This window comes from Streptomyces alanosinicus (genome assembly GCF_014650595.1).
GTDB classification, from domain to species: Bacteria; Actinomycetota; Actinomycetes; order Streptomycetales; family Streptomycetaceae; genus Streptomyces; species Streptomyces alanosinicus.
This window is the reverse complement of the sequence record NZ_BMVG01000029.1, coordinates 52,432-69,747: the sequence shown is the minus strand read 5'-3', so window position 1 is coordinate 69,747 and position 17,316 is coordinate 52,432. Positions and strand designations below refer to the sequence as shown.

The 17,316-nt window shown below is 71.5% G+C and carries 14 protein-coding genes; 9 read left to right on the top strand and 5 right to left on the bottom strand.

Translation table 11 applies throughout. The features are described 5' to 3' along the window. Positions 1 to 70: 70 nt before the first annotated feature. Complete coding sequence (locus IE277_RS35375; RefSeq protein ID WP_003975777.1) at positions 71 to 334, bottom strand: WhiB family transcriptional regulator; 264 nt, start codon at positions 332 to 334, stop codon at positions 71 to 73. 636 nt (positions 335 to 970) lie between these two features. On the opposite strand from IE277_RS35375, the gene IE277_RS35370 reads away from it, so the two are divergent. The 4 genes from IE277_RS35370 to IE277_RS35355 all read left to right on the top strand — a co-directional run bounded on the left by IE277_RS35370 (position 971) and on the right by IE277_RS35355 (position 4,924). Further along, entirely contained in the window at positions 971 to 1,477 is a 507-nt protein-coding gene (locus IE277_RS35370; protein WP_189957837.1) for a cysteine dioxygenase, read from the top strand. A gap of 67 nt (positions 1,478 to 1,544) precedes the next feature. Then, positions 1,545 to 2,504 carry a 2-phospho-L-lactate transferase gene (cofD, locus tag IE277_RS35365; RefSeq protein WP_189957836.1) on the top strand — a complete coding sequence of 320 codons (960 nt, stop codon included), beginning with the start codon at positions 1,545 to 1,547 and terminating at the stop codon, positions 2,502 to 2,504. Continuing rightward, positions 2,501 to 3,820 carry a coenzyme F420-0:L-glutamate ligase gene (locus tag IE277_RS35360; protein ID WP_189957835.1) on the top strand — a complete coding sequence of 440 codons (1,320 nt, stop codon included), beginning with the start codon at positions 2,501 to 2,503 and terminating at the stop codon, positions 3,818 to 3,820. The genes cofD and IE277_RS35360 overlap by 4 nt, the downstream gene beginning before the upstream one ends. Positions 3,821 to 3,904: 84 nt before the next feature. Further along, positions 3,905 to 4,924: a DNA-3-methyladenine glycosylase family protein gene (locus tag IE277_RS35355; protein WP_189957834.1), complete on the top strand. Its 1,020-nt coding sequence runs from the start codon at positions 3,905 to 3,907 to the stop codon at positions 4,922 to 4,924. Positions 4,925 to 5,194: 270 nt separating this feature from the next. Here the strand turns inward: IE277_RS35355 and manB are convergent, their stop codons facing one another. Both manB and IE277_RS35345 read right to left on the bottom strand, forming a co-directional pair. Beyond that, entirely contained in the window at positions 5,195 to 6,277 is a 1,083-nt protein-coding gene (gene manB / locus IE277_RS35350) for a mannose-1-phosphate guanylyltransferase (RefSeq protein WP_189957833.1), read from the bottom strand. A gap of 208 nt (positions 6,278 to 6,485) precedes the next feature. After that, the gene (locus IE277_RS35345) at positions 6,486 to 7,865 is read right to left on the bottom strand and encodes a peptidoglycan recognition protein family protein (protein ID WP_229882193.1); all 1,380 of its coding nucleotides are present in this window, start codon (positions 7,863 to 7,865) and stop codon (positions 6,486 to 6,488) included. 129 nt (positions 7,866 to 7,994) lie between these two features. Between IE277_RS35345 and IE277_RS35340 the strand changes: the two genes are divergently transcribed. The 4 genes from IE277_RS35340 to IE277_RS35325 all read left to right on the top strand — a co-directional run bounded on the left by IE277_RS35340 (position 7,995) and on the right by IE277_RS35325 (position 13,866). Beyond that, positions 7,995 to 8,750 (top strand): TIGR03089 family protein, encoded by a 756-nt coding sequence (locus IE277_RS35340; RefSeq protein WP_189957831.1) that lies wholly within the window; start codon positions 7,995 to 7,997, stop codon positions 8,748 to 8,750. Positions 8,751 to 8,863: 113 nt separating this feature from the next. Next, positions 8,864 to 10,096, top strand: coding sequence for an LCP family protein (locus tag IE277_RS35335; RefSeq protein WP_189957830.1), 1,233 nt, complete (start codon positions 8,864 to 8,866; stop codon positions 10,094 to 10,096). A gap of 231 nt (positions 10,097 to 10,327) precedes the next feature. Continuing rightward, the gene (locus IE277_RS35330) at positions 10,328 to 12,115 is read left to right on the top strand and encodes an LCP family protein (protein WP_189957829.1); all 1,788 of its coding nucleotides are present in this window, start codon (positions 10,328 to 10,330) and stop codon (positions 12,113 to 12,115) included. A gap of 80 nt (positions 12,116 to 12,195) precedes the next feature. Next, positions 12,196 to 13,866 carry an LCP family protein gene (locus IE277_RS35325; protein ID WP_189957828.1) on the top strand — a complete coding sequence of 557 codons (1,671 nt, stop codon included), beginning with the start codon at positions 12,196 to 12,198 and terminating at the stop codon, positions 13,864 to 13,866. 85 nt (positions 13,867 to 13,951) lie between these two features. Here the strand turns inward: IE277_RS35325 and IE277_RS35320 are convergent, their stop codons facing one another. Beyond that, complete coding sequence (locus tag IE277_RS35320) at positions 13,952 to 14,980, bottom strand: glycosyltransferase family 2 protein (protein ID WP_189957827.1); 1,029 nt, start codon at positions 14,978 to 14,980, stop codon at positions 13,952 to 13,954. A 128-nt stretch (positions 14,981 to 15,108) separates the two neighbouring features. On the opposite strand from IE277_RS35320, the gene IE277_RS35315 reads away from it, so the two are divergent. Then, positions 15,109 to 16,599, top strand: a complete 1,491-nt coding sequence (locus IE277_RS35315) for an LCP family protein (RefSeq protein ID WP_444544853.1) — start codon at positions 15,109 to 15,111, stop codon at positions 16,597 to 16,599. A 52-nt stretch (positions 16,600 to 16,651) separates the two neighbouring features. On the opposite strand, the gene IE277_RS35310 is transcribed toward IE277_RS35315, so the two are convergent. Further along, the gene (locus tag IE277_RS35310) at positions 16,652 to 17,200 is read right to left on the bottom strand and encodes an acyl-CoA thioesterase (protein WP_189957825.1); all 549 of its coding nucleotides are present in this window, start codon (positions 17,198 to 17,200) and stop codon (positions 16,652 to 16,654) included. Positions 17,201 to 17,316: the final 116 nt, after the last annotated feature.

The window sequence follows — 17,316 nt, the reverse complement described above, 5'->3', positions numbered from 1 at the left end:
ACCCACCGGCGACGGGCCGTTCGTGACGTTTTCGTGCGGATGCGTGCTCGGGCGACCGCGGGACGTGAGGTCAGACGGCGGCCTTCTTCAGCCGGCGGCGCTCCCGCTCGGACAGACCGCCCCAGATGCCGAACCGCTCGTCGTTGGCGAGGGCGTACTCAAGGCACTCGGAGCGGACCTCGCAGGCGAGGCAGACCTTCTTCGCCTCTCTGGTGGAGCCGCCCTTCTCGGGGAAGAAGGACTCGGGGTCGGTCTGGGCGCACAGCGCGCGCTCCTGCCAGCCGAGTTCCTCGTCCGCGTCGTCGACCAGCAGTTGCTGCACCAGCTCGGTCATGTGCGCCCCTCGTCTGTCTTTCGCGTCCCCGTGCGTTGCCGTTACCGGTCCCGGCTGAACGACACGAGTGAAATTACAAGTGTGCTGCTCCGGGCGAGTCAAGCCGAGATCTGCTATTGAGCCCGTTATTCACTCTGCGGAACCAAGGCCATGCGGAAAGTGTTCAAATCGCCATAAACCTCGACACGCAGGCGAGACCCTCAGGACCGGTCGGAACCCGTACAGATCTCTGTACGAAGAAGGACGTCCCCGTGTTCGATCGCGTTGCACGGGACCCGAGTGCCCGGATGTGCGCCATGTGTCCCGGGGTCCGTTTGAACAAACCTTTCGCCTGAGAGGTGCACCGGAAGAGGTGAACCGCGTCCCACATACCGGTCGTCGAGTTGACAGCGCAGGTGTGAGCCGGTGTCCTTGGGGCATGCTCGCGAACTCGGCACTCACCTCGACCCGCACCGCCGGGTCCCACGGTGCTGCCCGGTCCCGCTGTAGCTGTTGTCGCTGTACCAGCTGTTGAGCCTGTCTCCCGCTCCGGCTGACACCGAGTCCCACGAGCCGACTCGGCCGCTCGCCACTCCGTAGCACCCTCCCTTCCCGGGCCCCACTCCTCCGTTCTTCCGCCGAGGGACCACGCACCCGATGAACAGCGACAACGACCTCCAGATCGCCGGCGACATCCTCGAAGTCCCGCACCTGCTCCAGCCGCCGCGCGAGCACCCGGCCACCGTCGCCGAGTTCGTGGGCCTCGCCCGTTCGATCGCCGCCGACCGCTCCCAGTGGGCGCACCTGGTCCGCTACGACGCGACCACCCGCTGGTACCACCGGCTGCGCACCGGCCCCGGCTACGAGGTGTGGCTGCTGAGCTGGGTGCCGGGGCAGGGCAGCGGGCTGCACGACCACGGCCGCTCCTCCGGTGTCCTCACCGTCCTGGAGGGCGCGCTCACCGAGCGCACCGACCGCGCCACGCGCGCGTTGCCGGCGGGCGCCCAGCGCGTGTTCGCGCCGGGGTACGCCCACGAAGTCGTCAACGACGCGCTGGAACCCGCGGTCAGCCTGCACGTGTACTACCCGGGCCTGACCGAGATGCCCATGCACACCTCCCCGCACTGCGAGGCGCGCACCGCGCCGCGTGCCGTGACTGCCTGAAAGCCGACCGTCGCGCGTCCGGTGACTGCCTGACGCGTTGTCGTACCCGCCTGCGACACTTGGCCCCATGCGCATTGTGGTTCTGGCAGGCGGCATCGGTGGTGCCCGTTTCCTGCGCGGTCTGAAGCGGGCCGTGCCGGACGCGGAGATCACGGTGATCGGCAATACCGGCGACGACATCCACCTCTTCGGGCTGAAGGTCTGCCCGGACCTCGACACGGTGATGTACACGCTGGGCGGCGGCATCGACGAGGAGCAGGGCTGGGGACGGGCCGACGAGACCTTCCACCTCAAGCAGGAACTGGCGGCGTACGGCGTCGGACCCGACTGGTTCGGCCTCGGCGACCGGGACTTCGCCACGCACATCGTGCGCACGCAGATGCTCGGCGCGGGCTATCCGCTCAGCGCCGTCACCGAGGCACTGTGCGACCGCTGGCAGCCGGGCGTGAAGCTGATCCCGATGACCGACGACCGCGTGGAGACCCATGTCGCGGTCGAGGTCGACGGCGAGCGCAGGGCGGTCCACTTCCAGGAGTACTGGGTACGGCTGCGCGCCTCGGTCCCCGCGGAGGCGGTCGTGCCGGTCGGTGCCGAACAGGCCAAGCCGGCGCCCGGTGTGCTGGAGGCCATCGCCGCGGCGGACGTCATCCTCTTCCCGCCGTCCAACCCGGTCGTCTCCATCGGCACCATCCTCGCCGTCCCCGGCGTCCGCGAGGCGATCGCGGAAGCGGGCGTGCCCGTGATCGGCCTGTCCCCCATCGTCGGGGGCGCGCCCGTGCGCGGCATGGCCGACAAGGTGCTCGCCGCGGTCGGCGTGGAGTCCACGGCCGCCGCGGTCGCCGAGCACTACGGCTCCGGACTGCTGGACGGCTGGCTGGTCGACACCGTGGACGCGGACGCGGTCGGGCGGGTCGAGGCGGACGGGATCCGCTGCCGTGCCGTACCGCTGATGATGACCGACGTCGAGGCGACCGCGCGGATGGCGCGGGAGGCGCTGGCGCTGGCCGAGGAGGTGCGGGGAGCGTGAGCGAGGACCGCCCGAAGCCCCCGGAGTACACGGTCCGGGCCCTGTCCGGCATCCCCGAGGTGCAGCCCGGCGACGACCTCGCCAAGCTGATCGCCGCCACCGAACCGGGCCTGGCCGACGGGGACGTGCTGATCGTCACCTCCAAGATCGTCTCCAAGGCCGAGGGCCGGATCGTGCGGGCCGACGACCGGGAGGCGGCCATCGACGCCGAGACGGTCCGCGTCGTCGCCCGGCGCGGCACGCTGCGCATCGTGGAGAACCGGCGGGGCCTGGTCATGGCCGCCGCCGGGGTCGACGCCTCCAACACCCCCGTCGGGACCGTGCTGTTGCTGCCCGAGGACCCGGACGCGTCCGCGCGCGCGATCCGCGACGGCCTGCGCGCCGCCCTCGGGGTCGACGTGGGGGTGATCGTCACCGACACCTTCGGACGGCCCTGGCGCTCGGGGCTCACGGACGTGGCGATCGGCGCCGCCGGGGTGCGCGTGCTGGACGATCTGCGCGGGGGCACGGACGCGTATGGCAATTCGCTCCACGCGACGATCGTGGCCACGGCGGATGAACTGGCCGCCGCCGGCGACCTGGTCAAGGGCAAGGCGACGGGCCGGCCGGTGGCCGTGGTGCGCGGTCTGCCGCATGTGGTGACCCCGGCGGAGGACGGCGAGGGTGCGCGGGCGCTGGTGCGCGACGCGCGCGGCGACATGTTCCGGCTCGGCACGTCCGAGGCGGTCCGGGAGGCGGTGACCCAGCGACGTACGGTCCGGGCCTTCACCGACCAGCCGGTCGACCCCGGCGCGGTACGGCGCGCGGTCGCGGCGGCACTGACCGCGCCGGCCCCGCACCACACCACGCCGTGGCGGTTCGTGCTGCTGGAGTCGGAGGAGTCCCGGATCCGGCTGCTGGACGCGATGCGGGAGGCCTGGATCGCCGATCTGCGCCGGGACGGCAGGAGCGAGGAGTCCATCGCGAAGCGCGTACGGCGCGGTGACGTGCTGCGCGACGCGCCGTATCTGGTCGTGCCCTGCCTCGTCATGGACGGCTCACACCACTACGGGGACGCGCGGCGGGACGGCGCCGAGCGGGAGATGTTCGTCGTCGCGATGGGCGCGGGCGTGCAGAACCTGCTGGTCACACTGGCCGGGGAGCGGCTGGGCTCGGCGTGGGTGTCGTCCACGATGTTCTGCCGGGACGTGGTGCGCGAGGTGCTCGCGCTGCCCGCGGACTGGGAGCCGATGGGCGCGGTGGCGGTCGGGCATCCGGCCGGGGAGCCGAGACCGCGGCCGGAGCGGGACGCGGGGGCGTTTGTCGAGGTGCGGTGAGTTCGGCGTACGCGGCCGTAGCCCTCGGGTGACCGCCTAGTCTCATAGGACGGCGCCCCCTCCCGGACCTCCAGGACCTCTTTCGTGGCAGGACGTTTTCCTCAGCGGCCCACCCGTACGACCGTGCGCGGCGGCCATGTCCGTGTACCCGGGGGCGGGGAGGCCGGGATACCGCGCCAGGCGGCGCCGGTGCGGGTACGGCGCTGGGTGCCCGACGGGCCGCTCGATCTCGGGCTGGTGCTCGGACCGCTGCGGCGCGGGCCCGCCGACCCCACGTTCCGGGCCACCGCGGACGGCTCCGTGTGGCGGACCTGCCGTACGCCTGCCGGGCCGGGCACGCTGCGGGTGCGGGCGTACGGCGGTGAGGTGTCCGGTGAGGCGTGGGGGCCGGGGGCGCAGTGGCTGCTGGACCGGTTGCCCGAGTGGCTCGGCGCGGCCGACGAGCCGGAGGCGTTCGTGCCCCGGCACCGGGTGGTGGCGCTGTCGCGGCATCGGCGGCCGGGGCTCAGGCTGACGCGGACGGGGCTGGTGCTGGAGTCCCTCATCCCGTCGGTGCTGGAGCAGAAGGTCACGACCGACGAGGCGTACCGCGCGTGGCGGTTGCTGGTGCGGAGGTTCGGGGAGCCTGCGCCGGGCCCGGCGGGGGCGTTCGAGCGGCCGATGTGGGTGATGCCGGCGCCGCGGACCTGGGCGCTGATTCCCTCCTGGGAGTGGCATCGGGCCGGGGTCGACGACAAGCGGGCGTCGACGATTCTGCGGGCCGTGCGGGTCGCCGCGCGCCTGGAGCAGGCGGTGGGGATGACGGCGGACGAGGCGCGGGCGCGGTTGGAGGTCGTGCCGGGGATCGGGCCGTGGACGTCGGCGGAGGTGGTGCAGCGCAGTCATGGGGCGGCGGACGCGGTGACGGTCGGGGATCTGCATCTGCCGGGGATCGTGGGGTGGGCGCTGGCAGGGGACCGGGGGGCCGACGACGCGGGGATGCTGCGCTTGCTGGAGCCGTATGCGGGGCAGCGGCATCGGGCGGTGCGGTTGATCTTGCTGAGTGGTCAGGTGCCGGGGCGGCGGGCGCCGAAGATGCCTCGGGTGGACATCGGATTGCTCTGAGCTGCAGCTGGCCGACGGGGCGTTTCGCCCGCCCGCGCCTGCGGAGTGCGGGGCGCTGCCGCTGAACGACAGGGCGTTTTCGCTCGCCCGCGCCTGCGGGGTCCCTCCCCCAGAGGGGACCCCGGCGCCCACCCGTGCCGCCCCAGCGGCACGACTGCCCGCGGCTAGTGCCCCAACAGGCAGGGGGCGCGGCGGCCCGCGCCACGGAGGTGCGGGGGCAGCCGAAAGACCGTCAGGCCAGCCCCCCACACATACCGGCGTCCCCGGGTCTCACTGGTCGGAAGAGAAGCGGACCGCGCCTGAGGGGATCTGGGCGTCGCACCACACGCGGACTCCCTCGCGGAGTTCGTTGTCGGCGCCGATGACCGCGCCGTCGCCGACGACCGTGCCGGTGAGGACCGTGCGTTCACCGACGCGGGCCCTCGCGCCGATGAGGGAGTCGGTGATGACGGCGCCGGGCTCGATGACCGCGCCGGGGAGGATGGTGGAGCCGAAGATCCTCGCGCCCTCGCCCACGACCGCGCCCTCGCCCACCACCGTGCCGCCCGTCAGCTTGGCGTCCGGGGCCACTGTGGCCGTGGGGAGGATCAGCTGGTCGCCGCAGCGGCCGGGGACGGCGGGAGAGGGGGCGCGGCCCATGACCAGGTCCGCCGAGCCGCGCACGAAGGCCGCCGGGGTGCCCAGGTCCAGCCAGTACGTGGAGTCGACCATGCCCTGGAGGTGGGCGCCCGCGGCGAGGAGGTCCGGGAACGTCTCGCGTTCCACGGACACCGGCCTGCCCAGCGGGATCGTGTCGATGACCGAGCGGCGGAAGACGTACGCCCCCGCGTTGATCTGGTCGGTGACGATCTCCTCGGGCGTCTGCGGCTTCTCCAGGAAGGCCAGCACCCGGCCGGAGTCGTCCGTGGGGACCAGGCCGAAGGCGCGGGGGTCGGAGACCTTGGTGAGGTGCAGCGACACATCCGCGCCGGTCGACTGGTGGGTGTCCACCAGGGCCCTGATGTCCAGGCCGGTCAGGATGTCGCCGTTGAAGATCAGCACCGGCTCGTCGGGGCCGGAGCGCAGGCGCGAGGCGACGTTGCGGATGGCGCCGCCCGTACCGAGCGGCTCCTCCTCCGTCACGTACTCGATGTGCAGCCCGAGGGCCGAACCGTCACCGAAGTACGGCTCGAAGACCTCCGCCAGATAGCTGGTGGCGAGGACGATGTGGTCCACGCCCGCCGCCTTGGCGCGCGCCAGCTGGTGCGTGAGGAACGGCACCCCGGCGGCGGGGACCATGGGCTTGGGCGTGTGCACCGTGAGCGGACGCAGCCGGGTGCCTTTGCCACCGACCAGGAGGATCGCTTCTGTCACCTGTCGTCTCTGCTTCCTGCCGGGAACGGCCGAACTTCTCGTATCACTTCGTATCACTCGTATCGGCCGGTCAGTGTATGCAGACCGTAGCGGCGGCACCCTTGACCACCGCGCGGTTTCCCACGAGATCGGTGAGAGAACGGTGTGAGACCGGCTCAGGACCGGCGTGTCCCCCGACGACTGCGCCGAACGCGTACCCCGGCCGGCGTCAGCGCCCCTGATAGCGCGCCGCACTGGACCGGGCCGTACCGAGCTTGGCATAAAGCCGGTCGCCTGGACACTCGGTGGCGAATCCGTCCCGATGGCCGGAGATGACGTTCAGTCGTACCTTCTTACCCTTGGCGTAGAGGTTGCCTCCGGCCGACGTGAGATATGTCTTTCCGCGCGGATTGACCCCGTAGAGCCCGAGCTTCCACGCGGACAGCTTGGCGATGGCGGTCAGGGCCGCCTTGGGCGGCTTCGCCGTGCCGTACGTGCCGATCACGGCGACGCCCATGCTGCTGTTGTTGAAGCCGAGGGTGTGTGCGCCGAGCACCGCCTTCGCCACGCCGCCGGCCCGGCCCTCGTAGATGGTTCCGCACTTGTCGACGAGGAAGTTGTAGCCGATGTCCCGCCAGCCCATGCTGTCGACGTGGTAGCGGTAGATACTGCGGATGACGGAGGGGGCCTCGGCGCAGGTGTACTTGTTGCCGGAGGCCGTGTGGTGCACGAAGACCGCCTTGATCTTCTTCGTGTAGATGAACCCGCCCTCGCGCACCTCCTCGTCCGCGCCCCAGCCGCGCCGGGTGACGATCCGCGGGCGCGCCCCGATGTGCGGCTTGCCCTTCACCGGGCCCTTGAGGCGGATGAGTTCCTCCTCGGTGGCCCGCTTGCCCAGCGCCGGGATCTCCAGGGCTCCGTAGTCGGTGACGTCGGTGTTGGCGTTCGAGGCCGCGCGCGCCGCGTCCGTGTCGAGATCGGTGTGGGGGTCGTCGACGGGCATCCCCTTGGGCAGCGCGCCCTCGGGCGGCGCCTGTCCGCCCGGGTCGACGAGCTGCAGGCGCAGCCCCGACGGCAGCGGCACCCGCGGCCGCCGCGGGCCGGCCGCACGGCTGCCCCGCGCGCCCGCGGCCGCGCCGTCGGCGCGGACCCGGACGTCCACGCCCTCCGCGTCGCCCACCCACAGCGGCGCGGTCGCCCCGCGTACCCGCGGTGCGCCGCGTTCCGCCGTACCGGGGTCGGCGCCGTGGTCGGCGTTGTGCACCTCGACGTCCTGCCAGCCGGACCACTTTCCCGTCGTGGCCGACCGGGTGCGCACCTGGACCCGGCCGCGCAGTGCGGTGTCCGGGTCGTCCCAGACGACGCCGACGAGCGAGAAGTGCTCGCCGTCGGGACGGTAGAGCCCCTGCACCGGGGCGGTGCCGAGGACGCGCTCGGGGGTGAGGGGGGTGAGGGGCAGCGAGCGGGTGCTTCCCGGGCTCGCGGCCGCCTCCGACGCGGCTGCCGCCGTCGCGGTCGCGGCGGTCGCGGGGGTCGCGGTCAGGGTCAGCGGGAGTGCGAGCGCCGTGGCGCAGGTGGCGCCGATCGAGGAAGTCAGGAGTCCACGCATGCTTACGATCTTCGACATAGTCAGACAAATCTGTCCATCGGTGAACTGACGGACCGTCGGGGGTCGTTCCGCCGAACCGGTGGCGCGGGCGCCCGCCGCGCACACCGGCCCGCGCGTACTCTTTTCCGGGTGAACGCCACCGACCGCACCCCCGCCGACCTGCTGGCTTCCGCGCTCGCCGCGGACCCCGGCCGCCCGCTGGTGACCTTCTACGACGACGCCACGGGCGAGCGTGTCGAACTGTCCGTGGCCACCTTCGCCAATTGGGTGGCCAAGACCGCGAACCTCCTCCAGGGCGACCTCTCCGCCGGGCCCGGCGACCGGGTGGCACTGCTGCTGCCCGCGCACTGGCAGACGGCGGTCTGGCTGCTGGCGTGCTCCTCCGTGGGGGCGATCGCCGATGTGGGCGGGGATCCGGCGGCGGCCGACGTCGTGGTGAGCGGACCGGACTCGCTCGATGCCGCGCGGGCCTGCCGCGGTGAGCGGGTCGCGCTCGCGCTGCGGCCGCTGGGCGGGCGGTTCCCGCAGCCGCCGGCCGGGTTCGCCGACTACGCCGTGGAGGCACCGGGACAGGGGGACCGGTTCGTGCCGTTCGTCCCGGTGGACGCGGAGGAGTCCGCGCTGATCGTCGCGGGGGCGGAGTTCAGCGGGGCGGAGGTGGTCGAGCGGGCGCTCACGGACGCGGCCTCGCTCGATCTGACGGGGCCCGGGTCGAGGCTGCTGTCGGGGATGCCGTACGACACCTGGGAGGGGCTCGGCGCGGGGCTGTACTCACCGCTGGCCGTCGGCGGGTCCGTCGTGCTGTGCCGGCATCTGGACCGGCTGGACGAGGATTCCCTCGCCCAGCGGATCGAGAGCGAGCGGGTGACCGCGGTGCGCCGCTGAGCAGCCGGATCTTCCCCCGATCGGCGTAGCTGAGGGCGCCTTCGCCCTGCCGCGCCGCCATGGTCGTAGGAGCAGGACGTGACGCTCGTACGCCATGAAGGGGTGCCCGGCCCGTGACCGACTCCGCAGGCAAGGCCCTCGGTCCTGGTCCCGGTCCTCGTCCCGGTCCTGGTCCCGGTCCCGGGGCGTCGGCCGCGGCCTCGGCCACCGGGGAGGGGCTTCGGCGGCGGCGTCGGCGGCGGTGGGCGCAGGGGACGGCGCTCGGTCTCGGCGTGCTCATGGCGGCGGCCGCCGGGACCGGCTGGGCCCTGTACGCGAAGCTCAGCGCGAACATCACCGCGGACGACGCGGCCGCCCGGGAACTGGCCCGGTACGAGGCCGAACGGCCCACCGCGCTGGTGCGGGGCGCGCAGAACATCCTGCTGATCGGCTCGGACACCCGGGCCGGCGACGGGAACGCGCGGTACGGCCGGGACCTCGGCAGCGAGCGGTCGGACACCACGATCCTGCTGCATCTGGCCGCCGACCGGCGCAGCGCCACCGCCGTGTCACTGCCGAGGGATCTGATGGTGGACATCCCCGGCTGCCGGCAGTCGGACGGCACCCGCAGCGAGCCGGTGTTCGCGATGTTCAACCACGCCTTCCAGGCGGGCGGTTCGGCGTGCACGATACGGACCGTCGAGAAGCTGACGGACATTCGGATCGACCATCACGTGGTCGTGGACTTCAGCGGGTTCAAGGAGATGGTGGACGCCGTCGACGGGGTGCGGGTCTGTCTGAAGGAACCCATCGACGACAAGGCGGCCAGGCTGCGGCTGCCCGCGGGAAAGGTCCTGCTCGACGGGGAGCAGGCGCTCGGTTATGTGCGGGCCCGCAAGTCGCTCGGCGACGGCAGCGACACCGAGCGGATGGAACGCCAGCAGCGCTTCCTCGCCGCGCTCGTCGACAAGATGCAGAGCAATGACGTCCTGCTGAACCCGGTGAAGCTGTACCCGGTGCTGGACGCGGCGACGTCCTCGCTGACCGCCGATCCGGAACTGGCCACTCTGCGTGGCTTGTACCAGTTGGTGCGCGGACTGCGCGACATCCCCACCGAACGGGTGCAGTTCCTGACCGTACCGAGGGAGTCGTACGTCTACGACGCCAATCGTGATCAACTCGTGGAGCCGGAAGCCGAGAAGCTGTTCGCGCGGCTGCGGGCCGACCGGCCCGTGGCGGTGGCCCGGAACGCGGCGCCCGAGGCCTCTGCGACGGACGGCGGGGGCGGCCCCGCCCCCGCGCAGAGCGACCCCTCCCCCGCCCCCACCTTCCACGGGAACACCGCCGCCGAACACATCTGTGGGTGACGCGCGCATCAGGACGCCGAAAGTTCCTTCCGGGAAATGAGGCGTATTGCCCAGTTGTAGGCAGAGGAATTTGTCACGGGCGTCGCTCGACGCTGAACTGGGCGGATAGTGTGAGCGATCCGGTGCACCTGGCCACGAGGTCCGTCCTGGGGCCGTGCACCGATTCACCGAGACCCGAGCGCCTTTGAGGGGGAAGGCGCCGCGTGGCCCCGACGGAGGATTCGGACAACCGTGGACGCGCAAGGCCGTGGGCGGGCGGACAACATCGACCCCGCAGACCAGTGGGTGCTCAATCCGAACACTGGCGAATACGAACTGCGACTGGGCCCTTCCGCACCGCAGTCGTCGGTCCCCCGCCCGCGCAGACCCGGTCCCCGGGACGGCGCCGGTGGACCCCGTCGCCGTAAGAACCCCTCGACCGGCGAGAGCCGGGAGACGGGCAGGGCGCGCGGCGAGGGCCGGGAGACGGGCAAGGCCCGCGGCGGTTCCGTACCGGCGCCGCGGTCGGGCCGGCGCCGGGGCGGCGAGCCGGAGGCCGCGCAGGGCCGCCGGGCGTCCAGGCGGCCGGTGAAGAAGAAGTCGAAGGTCAAGAAGGTCCTGGCGTGGACCGCCGGCGGCACGGCGTTCGTGCTGGTCGCCATCGGCACCGCCGGCTACCTCTACCTCAAGCACCTTGAGGGCAACGTCACCACGACGGACGTCGGCAGCGCGGCCAAGAACGGCTTCAGCAAGGACGACGCCTTCAACATCCTGATCATCGGAACCGACAAGCGCACCGGCAAGGGCAACGAGGGCTACGGCGACAAGGGCAGCGTCGGGCACGCCGACACCAACATCCTGCTGCATGTCTCCAAGGACCGGACGAACGCGACCGCGCTCAGCATTCCGCGCGACCTGGTCGTGGACGTGCCGGACTGCGAGACCAAGCAGCCCGACGGCAGCGAGAAGGTCGTCCCCGGCACGAACAGCGCCCGCTTCAACACCAGCCTGGGGCAGGACGGCCGGGACCCGGGCTGCACCATGCGCACGGTGCAGGCGGTGACCGGCATCCAGCCGGACCATTTCATGATGGTCGACTTCAACGCGGTCAAGACGCTGACCTCGGCGGTCGGCGGGGTGGACGTGTGTCTCGCGCACGCGGTGAACGACAAGGAGTCGCACCTGAACCTGCCCGCCGGCAAGTCCAAGGTGGAGGGCGAGCAGGCGCTGGCGTTCGTCCGCACCCGGCACAGCTGGGGCAACCAGGGCGACCTCGACCGCATCAAGGTGCAGCAGCAGTTCATGGCGTCGCTGATGCGGAAGATGTCCTCCGGCGACACGCTCACCAACCCGTCGAAGCTGATCGACCTCGCCGAGGCCGCCACCAAGGCGCTCACCGTCGACAAGGGCATCGGCAAGGTGAGCACGCTCAAGGACATAGCGCTGGAGCTGAAGAAGGTCCCGACGAAGAACATCTCGTTCGTGACGGTGCCCGTGATCGACAACCCGGCCGACGGCGCCGTCCACAAGACGGTCATCGTCAACCGGACCACGGCCCCCGCGGTCTTCGACGCCATCAAGAACGACGTCTCCTTCACCGAGGTGAAGAAGCAGCAGAAGGCGGAGAAGGACGCGGAGGCGGCGCGCCTGAAGGGCAGCAGGTCCGCGCCCTCCGATGTGCGGGTGCGGATCCTCAACGGCGGCGCCGAGGCGGGCAGCGCGCAGGAGACCCTCCAGTGGCTGCAGACCCAGCAGGGCGTGCTGAAGTCGGAGAACGCGGGGAACGCCGGCGCCCTGGCCAGTACCACGCTGGAGTACGCGCCCGACCAGGCCGCCCAGGCGCGGGAGCTGGCCCATCTCATGGGGCTGTCCGGTGCCGCGCTCAAGCCGGGCAAGAGCGTGACCAACTCCCAGGGGCTGCCCGCGATGACGCTGACGCTGGGCAAGGACTTCAAGGGTGCGGGTGTCTCTCTGACCGCGCCGTCGAAGGCCCCGGCCGTCGACAAGTCCACGGCGGACAAGGTGAAGTGTGCTTCTTAGGTAACCCAACGGGTCCGTCGTGCGTCTAACTGGAGGCGGGACGGGCCCGTTGGTGTGCGCGAGGGTGGGGGGCAGGAAGTTTGGCGCAGAGCGACGTACGAGGGCAGGATCCTTCGGTCGACGACACGTTGTCACTCGCACCGCAGGACCGGAAGACGCCGGAGGGGTCCGGCCGGCGCGGCGGGGGGCGGGGCAAGAACGGTTCCAGGGCCGGCCGGCCGCGCCGCAGACGGCGGGCTCTGCGCTGGTCGGCGACCGTCCTGGCGGTGGTGATAACCGGCGCCGCCACAGCGGGCTTTCTGTACTACGAGCACCTGAACGGCAACATACGCAAGGGCCAGCGGGAGAGCGGCGACGCCGAGGCGCAGAAGACCGCGCCCAACGCGGACGGACAGACCCCGCTGAACATCCTGCTGATCGGCTCGGACAGCCGTAACTCCGCGGCGGACCTGAAGCTCGGCGGCAGCAGGGACCAGGTCGGCAGCCCGCCGCTGGCCGATGTGCAGATGCTCATCCACCTCTCCGCGGACCGCAAGAGCGCCTCCATGGTGAGCATTCCCCGGGACACCCGCGTCGACATCCCGAAGTGCACCGACCCCGACAGCGGCAAGGTCTACCCGGCGACGGACGACATCATCAACACCACGCTGGCCCGGGGCGGGGCCGGCTGCACGCTGTCCACCTGGGAGAAGCTCACCGGGGTCTATATCGACCACTGGATGATGATCGACTTCGCCGGTGTGGTGAACATGGCGGACGCGATCGGCGGTGTCCAGGTCTGTGTACGGCAGAACGTGTGGGACCACCCGACGGCGGCCCAACGCGGCGGCTCCGGGCTGAAGTTGCGTGCCGGGACGCAGAAGATCTACAAGGAGCAGGCCCTGCAGTGGCTGCGCACCCGGCACGCCTGGGGCAGTGATCTGATGCGGGCCCGCGCCCAGCACATGTATCTCAACTCGATGATCCGTACGCTCAAGCAGCAGAACGTGTTCACCGACACCGGGCGGCTGATGGACCTGGCCGAGGCGGCCACCAAGTCGCTCCAGGTCTCCGAGGAGATCGGCACGGTCAAGAAGCTGTACGACCTGGGCATGCAGCTCAAGTCGGTGCCGACGAACCGCATCACGAGCATCACGATGCCCAACGTCGAGGACGCCCGGAACAGAGAGCACGTCGTGCCGGACGGGGCCAACGCCGACAAGCTGTGGGAGATGCTCCGCGACGACGTACCGCTGGACAAGAACGGCAAGGACGACAAGAGCGGCAAGGACGGCAAGGCGTCGGACGCGAAGCCTGCCGCGAACACGGACAAGACGGCGAAGGCGCCGTCGACCGACCCGAGCCGGCTCGGGGTGCTGGTGCAGAACGCCACCCAGTCCACGACCGAGGCGGCGGTGCCCGGCCGGGCGCAGACGATCAGCCAGGCGCTCGGGGAGAAGGGCTACGGCAGGGCCGCCGTCGACACCACCGTCACACAGTCCGTGGACAGGACCGTGGTCCAGTACCCGAGCGCCGATCTGGCGGGCGACGCCCAGGCCGTCGCCAAGGCGCTGGGCATCCCGGTGAGTTCGGTCAAGCAGTCGACCGGGGTGTCCGGGGTCACGGTCGTCATCGGGGCGGACTGGCGGACCGGTACGAGCTATCCCGCGCAGGCGAAGCCCAGGGCCGGCGAACTGCCGCAGAACACCGACTCCGTCAACGGCGCGGACACCGGCGACTGCATGGATGTGTACAAGCCCTACCAGTGGTGACCGGCCGCGACCGTGTATGAGAAGCGCCGGGCCCCCACCCTGAGGAAGGGGGCTCGGCGCGATTGTCAGGCGGGGACCGGCGCGGTTATCGGGCGGCGACGACCGCCGGCCGCCGGGACGCGATGACCTTCTTCGCCAGCGACTTCGGGCTGGTCAGAAAGCCCCAGCCCCACGACATGTGCATGGTGGCCAGGGCCACCGGGATCTGCAGCCGGGCCTTCAGCCCCAGCCCCTTGCCCGCCGGGACGGAGCCCGCGGCGATCGCCGCGAGATAGCCGCCGGGGACGACGAAGCCCCACGGGGTGAGCGCCACGCCGGCCACGATGCCGGCCGCTATCGCGCACACCGCCGCCGGCGGGGCGAGGTAGCGCAGATTGATGGAGCCTGAGTGGTAGCGGGCCACGACATGCCGCCAGCGGCCGTAGTCCTTGTACTGCTTGGCCAGGGCCCGCACCGAGGGCCGCGGCCGGTAGGACACCTTCAGCTCGGGTGAGAACCAGATCAGCCCGCCGGCCTCCCTGATCCGGAAGTTCAGCTCCCAGTCCTGGGCGCGGATGAACTCCTCGTTGTAGCCGCCCTGTTGCTCCAGCGCCTCGCGACGGAAGACGCCGAGGTAGACGGTCTCGGCGGGGGCCGCCGCACCGCCGGTGTGGAAGGCGGCGTTGCCGACCCCGATCTTCGAGGTCATCGCGGCGGCGACCGCATGCTCCCAGTCGTTCTCGCCCTCGGCGTGCATGAGGCCGCCGACGTTCTGCGCGCCGGTCTCCTCCAGGAGCCGGACGGCGGTGGTGATGTAGTTCGGCGAGAGCATGCCATGGCCGTCGACGCGGACCACTATGGGATGCCGGGAGGCCTTGATCGCCGCGTTCAGCGCGGCGGGGGTGCGGCCGGTGGGGTTCGGCACGGTGCGGACGCGCGGGTCGTCCCGCACCAGCTCGGCGGCGATCTCGTCCGTGCGGTCCGTGGACGGACCGAGGGCGATGACGACCTCCATCTCGCCGGGGTACTCCTGCGCGAGGATCGCTTGGACGGCCCCGCGCAGATGCCGCTCCTCGTCGAGGACGGGCATGATCACGGAAACAGCGGGGTGTCGCACGTCGGGCTTGGCGTTCATAGAGGGCTCACGTTACCGCGAACGGGGGACACCGGTGCGCGCCGCCGAGTCGTAAGACCGGGCTGGAGATCGTATCGGCCTACGGTGCTCACGGATCCCACGTACGGCCTCGCCCGGAGGTGTCCTTCTTGGCCAGCCCGCCTCGGTCGCCTGCGCGCCCACAGCGCCGACCGCAGCCACCCCGCCGTGTGCCGCGCCCGCCCGAGCGGCCCGTGAGGTCCGTCCGGCCGCCGCGGCGGCCCCGCTGGGCGATGCGGGCGATGACGACACTGTCCGTGCTGGTGCTGGCCTCCGCCGGGATCGGGCACGCGGTGATCAGCAGCCTGGACGCGGGCATCGCCCGGGTCGACGCCTTCAAGGACATGAAGAACCGGCCCAGCGCGGGCCATGGCACCAATGTGCTGCTGGTGGGCACCGACGGCCGCGACAAGATCACCGAGCGGGAGCGCCGGCAGTTCCGGCTGGGCGGGGTGCCCTGCCACTGCACCGACACGATGATGATCGTGCACATCTCGGAGAACCGGGACCGGGCCACCGTGGTGAGCCTGCCGCGCGACTCCTACGCCGAGGTGCCCGAGCACACCGACGACGGTTCCGGCCAGCAGCACGCCGCGCACCCGATCAAGCTGAACGCGGCCTACGCCGAGGGCGGCCCCCAGCTGACGATCCGCACGGTCGAGAACATGACCCATGTGAAGATCGACCACTACCTGGAGGTCGACTTCGCGAGCTTCATGAAGACCGTGGACGTCCTCGGCGGGGTGCGGATCTGTACGGCGACCCCGCTGAAGGACTCCTACACCGGCCTCGACCTCGCCCCCGGCACCCACACCCTCACCGGCGGGCAGGCCCTGCAGTACGTACGGGCCCGGCACATCGACGGGGCGAGCGACCTGGGCCGGATGAAGCGGCAGCAGCAGTTCCTGGCGGCGCTGATCGACCGGGCCACCTCCTCCGGGGTGCTGCTGAACCCGATGCGGTTCCGGGACGTCACCCGGGCGGTGCTCGGCTCGGTCCGCGCCGACGAGGGCTTCGGCGCGGACGAGCTGCTCGACCTCGGCCGGGCCATGCGCAGCTTCTCCCCGTCCTCCTCCGAGTTCGTCACCGTGCCCATCGGGCAGATGAACTACGACGTCAAGGGCATCGGCTCGACCCTGAAGTGGGACCAGGTCAAGACGGACCAGCTCTTCACGGCCCTGCGCGACGACACGTCGCTCACCGCGGACCACCCGCACCATCCGCACACCCCGCCGCCCGCGACGGTGGACGTGGACCCGCGGCAGATCCGGGTCCAGGTGGCGAACGGCACCGGCACGATGGGCCTCGCGGGGCGCGTCGACGCGGCGCTCGCGGCCACCGGCTTCGCCACGACCCGCCGACCGGCGACCGCCCCGGCCCATGTGCCGCACACGGTGATCTTCTACGACCCCCGCTGGGACCGCTCCGCCCGCGCGCTGGCGGCGGCCCTGCCGGGCAGCGAACTGCACCCGGTACCGGGCCAGGGCCCGATGCTGAAGGTGACCGCCGGGGAGGACTTCAAGGAGGTCCACCAGATCCGCTTCGAGGACCCCGCACAGCCGCAGCAGGCCGCGGTGCGGGGGGACGAGGTGGTGTGCTGAACGCGTCGCTGTGAGGGGCCCGCGCCCCTTCGCGGAGCCGCCCTCAGGGTGCCTAGTCCTGAAGCCCCTCCGCCGCCCTCTTCTCGCGGAGTTCGCGGATGGCGCGGCGGCGGGCCAGGCGGTGGGTGCGGCGGATCTGGGCCTCCTGGTGGCGGCGGCGGTCACGGTCGGTCTCCGGGAGCACCGGCGGCACCCGGCGGGGCTTGCCGTCGGAGTCGACGGCGGCGAAGACCAGGTAGGCGGAGCCGACCTGGGTGGCCGGGGTCGACTCGTTCCAGCGCTCGGCGAGCACCCGTACACCGACCTCCATGGAGGTCCGGCCGGTCCAGTTGACCTGCGCCTTCACATGGACCAGATCGCCGACGCGGATGGGTTCGAGGAAGGCCATCTCGTCCATGGAGGCGGTGACGGCGGGACCGCCGGAGTGCCGGCCGGCCACCGCGCCCGCCGCGTCGTCGACCAGCTTCATGATCACCCCGCCGTGCACCGTCCCCAGCAGGTTGGTGTCGTTGTGGGTCATGATGTGGCTGAGCGTGGTGCGCGAGGCGGACGTCGGCTTGCCGGGGATGTCCGGTTCCGGGTCCGTGACCTGGTCTGTCATGGCCTCCACCTTATGCCGCCGCGCCGATCCCGGATTTTGTGTTGGCTTCGCAACAGCGTCGCTCCTATTTTCCGACAGCCCTTGTAAGCCATACGGCGGAGCCCTGCACACTGGTC